Genomic DNA, 7,028 nt, shown 5'->3' with positions numbered 1-7,028 from the left:
GTTCCTCATGGAGCCGGTGACGGCGGTCGCCGTCGTGTTCGACGAGGGGTGGGTGCTCGTCGACGGCGGGTTCGACCCGGCGCGCATCCGCGACCGCGCCACGCGCACGGCATCCTTCGACTACGAGAACTACACGCCGATCGTCCCGCCCGGCGACCCGCTGGTCGACCAGATCGCCGAGGCCGGGCTCGACCTCGGCGATCTCGCGGCGGCGCTGCTCACGCACTCGCACTTCGACCACACGGGTGCCGCGCGCCTGCTTGCCCCCGACCAGCCGCTGCTGCTGCAGCGCCGCGAGTGGCAGCACGTCAACGAGACGACCGACGCTCGCGGGAACTTCCTGTTCCGCGCCGACCTCGACCGCGACGGCCTCACCCTCGGCCTCCTCGACGGCGATACGCCGCTCGCGGCGGGTCTGAACGCGATCGACACGTCCGGGCACACCCCGGGGCACCAGTCCTTCGCGGTGGAGCTGCCCGAGGGCACCGTCGTCCTGGCCGGAGACGCCGCGGACCTGCTCGACAACATCGAGCGCGAGGTCCGCTGCGGTTCGACGGTGGGACCCGAGGGCCCCGCGCTCGCCGACCGCGCGATCGCACGCCTGGCTTCCCTGCACAAGGCCCCGTCGTCCGAGGTCTGGCCCGCCCACGACCCCGACTTCCCGGTCTGGTCCGCGATCGTCCGCTCCCGCTGACCCCGCGTCGCCGGTGCCCCGCGTCGCCGGTGCCCCGCGGCCGCCGCGTCGCCGCGTCCCCGGCTTCCCGGGTTTGGGGCGCGTCTCTCGTTTCGGGGCGTGCGAATCGCGCCCCGGAACGAGGATCGCGCCCCAAAACCGGGGGCGCCCACGCGAGTACCGTGGCAGCGTGGACCTCAACGCCGACCTGGGAGAGACCGTCGACGGGATGCCGACCGCCGACGACGAAGCGATGTTCGCGCTCGTGAGCAGCGCGTCGGTCGCGTGCGGCGGGCACGCGGGCGACGACGCCTCGATGCGCGCCTCGGTCGAACGGGCCGCCCGCTTCGGCGTCGCGATCGGCGCCCACCCGTCGTACGAGGACCGCGCGAACTTCGGCCGCATCCGCCGCGACCCGCCCCCGGGCGAGCTGCGCGCGAGCGTCGCCCGACAGCTCGACGCCCTCGAGGCCGCCGGTGCCGACCTCCGGTACGTGAAACCGCACGGCGCGCTGTACCACGCGGTCTCCGCCGACCCGGTGCAGGCCGCCGCGGTCGTCGCCGCGATCGCCGACCACTCCGCCCGCCTCGGCCGACCGCTGCCCGTGCTCGGTCTCCCGGGCGCCATCGTCGAGGCCGCGGCATCCGCGGGACTCCCGTTCGTGCACGAGGCGTTCCTCGACCGCGGATACACCGCGCGCGGCGGCCTCGTGCCCCGCGACCAGCCGGGGGCGCTCATCGACGACCCCGTCCGCGTCGCCGACCGCGCGTTGCGCCTCGCCATCGAGGGGACGGTGGATGCCATCGACGGCACGACCCTGACCGTGGATGCCGCTTCCCTGTGCCTGCACGGAGACACCCCCGCCGCGGTCGCGATGGCCCGGGCGGTGCGCGCCGCGCTCGACGACGCAGGGATAGAGGTACGCGCGCCGTGGTGACCCTGCGGCCGATGGGGGAGCGGGCGCTGCTGGCCGAGGTCGACGACCTCTCCGGGGTTCTGCAGCTCCACGCCGCGCTCGCCGCGCACCCGCCCGCCGGGATCGACGACCTCGTCCCGGCCGCCCGCACCGTGCTCGTCGCCTTCGATCCGGCGCGCATCGCCCCCGCCACGGTCCGCGCGTGGGTGCTCTCGGCCGCCACCTCGGCCCCGGATGCCGTGCCGCCCGGGGCGCTCGTCGAGATCCCCGTCCGGTACGACGGCGCCGACCTCGACGACACGGCCGCTCTCCTCGGCATCCGTCCCGCGGAGCTCATCGCCCGCCACACCGCCGCGCCCTGGCGCGTGGCCTTCACCGGGTTCGCGCCCGGGTTCGCGTACCTCGTGAGCGACGCGTGGCCCCACGACGTCCCGCGGCTCCCGCGACCGCGCACGCGCGTGCCCGCGGGGTCGGTCGGCCTCGCGGGCGAGTTCACCGGCGCGTATCCCCGCGAGACCCCGGGCGGCTGGCGCCTCATCGGCACGACCGACGCGCTGCTCTTCGCCCCCGACTCCGCCGACCCGGTGCTCCTCACCCCCGGAGCCCGCGTCCGGTTCGTGCCCTCGCGCTCGCACGTCTCCGCGCCCGGAGCACCCACGGAGGGAGGAGATTCGGTGAGGGGAGGACCGGATGCCGCGGCGGCATCCTCCGCTCCCGGGATCTCCTCCCCTCCCTTGCCGCACGCGGGTCGCCCCTCCCTCCGCGTCCTCGCCCCCGGCGCCTTCGCGACCGTGCAGGACCTCGGCCGCCCCGGCCGCGCCGCGCTCGGCGTCGCCCGCTCCGGCGCGCTCGACCGCGCGGCCCTCCGCGTCGCCAACCGGCTCGTCGGCAACGACCCCTCCGCCGCGGGCGTCGAGATCGTGCTCGGCGGGTTCCGCGCCGTCGCCGAACGCGACACGTGGGTCGCCGTCACGGGCGCGCTCGCCGATCTGCGCCTCGACGGGAGGGCGATGGATGCCTTCACCCCCGTGTTCCTTCCCGCCGGTGCCGAGCTGTCGATCGGTATCGCCCGCGCGGGCGCCCGGTTCGTGCTCGCGGTGCGCGGCGGGGTCGTGGCGCCGGAGGCGCTGGGGTCGCGCTCGACCGACGTGCTCGCGTCGTTCGGACCGCCCGCGCTGCGCGCCGGGGACGTGCTGCACGCGGGCGAGCCGCGCGACCTGATCCCCGTCGTGGACTTCTTCCCGTGGTCGGTGCCGGGGTCGACGGTGGAGGTCGATGTCGCGCCCGGACCGCGCGCCGATTGGTTCACCCCGGCCGCGCGCCAGACCCTGCGGGACGCGACCTGGACGGTCTCGAGCGACGCCGACCGGGTCGGCATCCGTCTCGACGGTCCGGAGCTGGAGCGGGTGCGGCAGGGCGAACTGCCGAGCGAGGGCATGCGCCCCGGCGCGCTCCAGGTGCCGCCGCACGGGCGTCCGGTCGTCCTGCTCGCCGACGGTCCCGTGACCGGCGGGTACCCCGTGATCGCGGTGGTGACGGATGCCACGCTCGACCGTCTCGCGCAGGTGCGGCCCGGTGATCGCGTGCGATTCCGCGGGTCTCGCTAGGGTCGGAGGCGGGAATCCCGGGGGAGCGCTCGCGGTTATACCGCAGGTACGCAAAGTCGTCAAGAATTCGACTGGACACGGCGCGTCCTCCCGCGTATGCTTGGACTTTGCGCTCCTCGATTCCCCCTGCCCTCATATGGTGGTCGGCTGAGCCTGCCCGTCCCCGCTTCACCGCGGTGTGCGACTCGCAGGTTATCGGGGCAGGAACGCACTCCACCTGACGACAAGGAATCACGAGCCCCTCGCCCGGGCTTCTGGAGGTTATTCCCTTGGCTGCTGCGAGCAACGCATCCACCACCACCCCGAAGAGCGGACGCGGCGCATCCCGCCTCTCGTTCGCGAAGATCTCCGACAAGCTGACCGTTCCCGATCTGCTCGCGCTGCAGACCGAGTCGTTCGACTGGCTGGTCGGTAACGAAGCATGGAAGGCGCGCGTCGCCGAGGCGCAGGCCGCCGGCCGCACCGACGTGCCCGAGATCAGCGGCCTCGAGGAGATCTTCGAGGAGATCTCTCCGATCGAGGACCTGAGCGAGACCATGCAGCTCTCGTTCACGAACCCGTACCTCGAGCCCGAGAAGTACTCGATCGAGGAGTGCAAGGAGCGCGGCAAGACCTACGCCGCCCCGCTGTACGTCGAGGCCGAGTTCATGAACCACCAGACCGGTGAGATCAAGACCCAGACGGTCTTCATGGGCGATTTCCCGCTCCAGACCGACAAGGGCACGTTCATCATCAACGGCACCGAGCGTGTCGTCGTGTCGCAGCTGGTGCGTTCGCCCGGTGTCTACTTCGACAAGACGCCCGACAAGACCTCCGACAAGGACATCGTGTCCGCTCGCGTGATCCCCTCGCGCGGTGCCTGGCTCGAGTTCGAGATCGACAAGCGCGACCAGGTCGGCGTGCGCATCGACCGCAAGCGCAAGCAGTCCGTCACCGTGTTCCTCAAGGCCCTCGGCCTCACGAGCGAGGACATCCTCGCCGAGTTCGCCGGCTTCGACTCCATCGAGGAGACGCTGTCGAAGGACACGATCCTCACCAAGGAAGACGCGCTCCGCGACATCTACCGCAAGCTCCGTCCGGGCGAGCAGGTCGCCGCTGAGGCCGCCCGCGCGCTGCTGGACAACTTCTACTTCAACCCGAAGCGCTACGACCTCGCTAAGGTGGGTCGCTACAAGATCAACCAGAAGCTCGGTCTCGACCAGCCGCTGTCCGACTCGGTGCTGACCGTCGACGACATCGTCGCCACGATCAAGTACCTCGTGCGTCTGCACCGCGGTGACACCACGTTCGACGGTGTCCGTCACGGCCAGCCCGCCGAGATCCGTCTCGACGTGGATGACATCGACAACTTCGGCAACCGTCGCATCCGCGCGGTCGGCGAGCTCATCCAGAACCAAGTCCGCACCGGTCTGTCGCGCATGGAGCGCGTCGTCCGCGAGCGCATGACCACGCAGGACATCGAGGCGATCACGCCGCAGACCCTGATCAACGTGCGCCCCGTCGTGGCCGCGATCAAGGAGTTCTTCGGCACGTCGCAGCTGTCGCAGTTCATGGACCAGAACAACCCGCTCGCGGGTCTGACCCACAAGCGTCGCCTCTCGGCGCTGGGCCCCGGTGGTCTGTCCCGTGAGCGTGCCGGCGTCGAGGTTCGCGACGTCCACCCGTCGCACTACGGCCGCATGTGCCCGATCGAGACCCCGGAAGGCCCGAACATCGGTCTGATCGGCTCGCTCGCCTCGTTCGCGCGCATCAACGCGTTCGGTTTCATCGAGACCCCGTACCGTCGCGTCGTCGACGGTCGCGTGACCGACACGATCGACTACCTCACCGCCAGCGAGGAGGCCGACCACATCGTGGCGCAGGCCGGTGTCGCGCTCAAGGCCGACGGCCACTTCGTCGAGGACCGCATCCTCGCCCGTCGCGGCCAGGGTGGTGAGGTCGACCTGTTCCCGATCGAGGAGATCGGCTACATGGACGTCTCGCCGCGCCAGATGGTGTCGGTGGCGACCTCGCTCATTCCCTTCCTCGAGCACGACGACGCCAACCGCGCCCTCATGGGTGCGAACATGCAGCGTCAGGCCGTGCCGCTCGTCCGCAGCGAGTCCCCCATCGTGGGTACCGGTATGGAGGGCTTCGCCGCGATCGACGCCGGTGACGTCGTCACCGCCGAGAAGTCGGGTGTCGTCCTGGAGGTCTCGGCCGACGTCGTGACGATCCAGCTCGACGAGGGCGGCACGCAGGACTACTTCCTCCGCAAGTTCGACCGCTCCAACCAGGGCACGTCGTACAACCAGCGCGTGGTCGTCTCCGCGGGTGACCGCATCGAGGCCGGCGAGGTCATCGCCGACGGTCCCGCCACCGAGAACGGCGAGCTCGCCCTCGGCAAGAACCTCCTCGTCGCCTTCATGACGTGGGAGGGTCACAACTTCGAGGACGCGATCATCCTCAGCCAGGACCTCGTGAAGGACGACACGCTGTCGTCGATCCACATCGAGGAGTACGAGGTCGACGCGCGCGACACCAAGCTCGGCAAGGAGGAGATCACCCGTGACCTCCCCAACGTCAGCCCCGACCTACTGAAGGACCTCGACGAGCGCGGCATCGTCCGCATCGGCGCCGAGGTGCGTCCCGGCGACATCCTCGTCGGCAAGGTCACGCCCAAGGGTGAGACCGAGCTGTCGGCGGAGGAGCGCCTGCTCCGCGCGATCTTCAACGAGAAGAGCCGCGAAGTCCGTGACACCTCGCTGAAGGTGCCCCACGGTGAGCAGGGCACGATCATCGCCGTCAAGGAGTTCAACGCCGAGGACGGCGACGACGAGCTCGGCTCGGGCGTCAACCGTCGCGTCGTGGTCTACATCGCCCAGAAGCGCAAGATCACCGAGGGCGACAAGCTCGCCGGCCGCCACGGCAACAAGGGTGTCATCGCCAAGATCCTCCCGATCGAGGACATGCCCTTCCTCGCCGACGGCACCCCCGTCGACGTCGTGCTCAACCCGCTCGGCATCCCGGGTCGAATGAACTTCGGCCAGGTCCTCGAGCTCCACCTCGGCTGGATCGCCCAGCAGGGCTGGAAGGTCGAGGGCACGCCCGAGTGGGCGGCGCACCTGCCCGAGCAGGCCCGCGAGGCCGCGCCCGGCACCAAGGTCGCGACCCCCGTGTTCGACGGCGCCTTCGAGGACGAGATCGCGGGTCTGCTCGACTCGACGATCCCGAACCGCGACGGCGAGCGTCTGATCGACTCCACCGGAAAGACCATCCTGTTCGACGGTCGCCACGGAGAGCCGTTCCCGGCGCCCATCTCGGTCGGCTACATGTACATCCTGAAGCTGCACCACCTCGTCGACGACAAGATCCACGCACGCTCGACGGGCCCCTACTCGATGATCACCCAGCAGCCGCTCGGCGGTAAGGCCCAGTTCGGTGGCCAGCGCTTCGGTGAGATGGAGGTGTGGGCGCTCGAGGCCTACGGTGCCGCGTACGCGCTGCAGGAGCTCCTCACGATCAAGTCCGACGACATCCTCGGCCGCGTCAAGGTGTACGAGGCGATCGTCAAGGGCGAGAACATCCAGGAGCCCGGCATCCCCGAGTCCTTCAAGGTGCTCATGAAGGAGATGCAGTCGCTCTGCCTGAACGTCGAGGTCCTCTCGGCCGACGGCACGGCGGTCAACCTCCGTGACACCGACGACGACGCCTTCCGCGCCGCCGAAGAGCTCGGCATCAACATCTCCAGCCGCTTCGAGTCCTCGTCCATCGACGAGATCTGACCCGGCCAGGCAACGAACAGAATTCCGACACAGGAGAACCAGTGCTCGAATCAACCACTTTCGATCAG

The 7,028-nt window shown here is 70.5% G+C and carries 4 protein-coding genes; all 4 read left to right on the top strand.

From position 1 onward, the window contains the following. Positions 1–694, top strand: a 694-nt coding sequence (locus tag I5G_RS22810) for an N-acyl homoserine lactonase family protein (RefSeq protein ID WP_022879782.1), incomplete at its 5' end; no start/stop codon positions are given. Between the two features lie 169 nt (positions 695–863). Then, the gene (locus I5G_RS14985; RefSeq protein ID WP_022879781.1) at positions 864–1,610 is read left to right on the top strand and encodes a 5-oxoprolinase subunit PxpA; all 747 of its coding nucleotides are present in this window, start codon (positions 864–866) and stop codon (positions 1,608–1,610) included. Next, positions 1,607–3,196, top strand: coding sequence for an urea amidolyase family protein (locus tag I5G_RS14980; RefSeq protein ID WP_036328624.1), 1,590 nt, complete (start codon positions 1,607–1,609; stop codon positions 3,194–3,196). Before I5G_RS14985 ends, I5G_RS14980 begins: the two co-directional genes overlap by 4 nt. A 269-nt stretch (positions 3,197–3,465) precedes the next feature. Further along, positions 3,466–6,960: a DNA-directed RNA polymerase subunit beta gene (rpoB, locus tag I5G_RS14975; protein ID WP_022879779.1), complete on the top strand. Its 3,495-nt coding sequence runs from the start codon at positions 3,466–3,468 to the stop codon at positions 6,958–6,960. Positions 6,961–7,028: the final 68 nt, after the last annotated feature.

The organism is Microbacterium sp. B19 (assembly GCF_000333395.1).
GTDB lineage: Bacteria > Actinomycetota > Actinomycetes > Actinomycetales > Microbacteriaceae > Microbacterium.
This window is presented reverse-complemented; position numbering and strand designations above follow the sequence as displayed.